The organism is Streptomyces sp. URMC 126, from assembly GCF_051386555.1.
GTDB lineage: Bacteria > Actinomycetota > Actinomycetes > Streptomycetales > Streptomycetaceae > Streptomyces.
Genome location: NZ_JBPQTX010000922.1, coordinates 1 through 267 on the forward strand (window position 1 = coordinate 1; position 267 = coordinate 267).

The 267-nt window shown below is 66.7% G+C and carries 1 protein-coding gene; it reads right to left on the reverse strand.

The genetic code is table 11. The annotated features are described in order from the left end of the window. Positions 1–267: hypothetical protein (locus tag ACSNOK_RS34505; protein ID WP_436784664.1), on the reverse strand; the 267-nt coding region annotated here is incomplete at both ends.

Consider the following 267-nt stretch of genomic DNA (forward strand, 5'->3'; position numbering starts at 1 on the left):
GCTTCGGGCTGGGACAGGTCCAGCGAGCCGTCCATGTCCAGCCCGAAGCGGTCGTAAAGCGAGCGCCAGATCGAGGCGTAGGTCTGGCGATAGGCCGGCGGCTGCGGCCAGCTTCCCTCTCGCCGCATCGAGGCCGAAGGGTGGGCAAAGTCGAAGGGCAGCGTGCCGATCTCGCCCAGGATCAGCGTGTCGCTGTCGAGGAACAGGAACGACCGGCCCGTATCCAGCAGCGCCAGCGCCTCGATCTTGTTGCCGTAAGGGTAGCTG